The sequence below is a fragment of the Enterobacter sp. BIDMC 29 genome (genome assembly GCF_019378755.1).
Lineage (GTDB): Bacteria > Pseudomonadota > Gammaproteobacteria > Enterobacterales > Enterobacteriaceae > Enterobacter > Enterobacter ludwigii.
This window is the reverse complement of record NZ_CP080000.1, coordinates 2,199,686-2,199,896: the sequence shown is the minus strand read 5'-3', so window position 1 is coordinate 2,199,896 and position 211 is coordinate 2,199,686. Positions and strand designations below refer to the sequence as shown.

Here is a 211-nt window from a genome sequence, read left to right as displayed (position 1 = left end):
AGCGAATGAAAATAACTATCTCCGGAACAGGCTATGTAGGCCTATCAAACGGCATTCTGATCGCACAAAACCATGAAGTGGTGGCGTTGGATATCGTTCAGTCTAAAGTGGATATGCTTAATCAAAAGCAATCCCCGATTGTCGATAAAGAAATCCAGGAATACCTCGCCAGCAAACCGCTGAATTTCCGTGCAACGACGGACAAAGAAGA

Annotated in this window: 1 pseudogene; it reads left to right on the top strand. The window is 44.5% G+C overall.

The features are described from left to right. Positions 1-5: 5 nt before the first annotated feature. Positions 6-211, top strand: a pseudogene (locus JTA15_RS21805) (UDP-glucose 6-dehydrogenase); the annotation flags it as partial.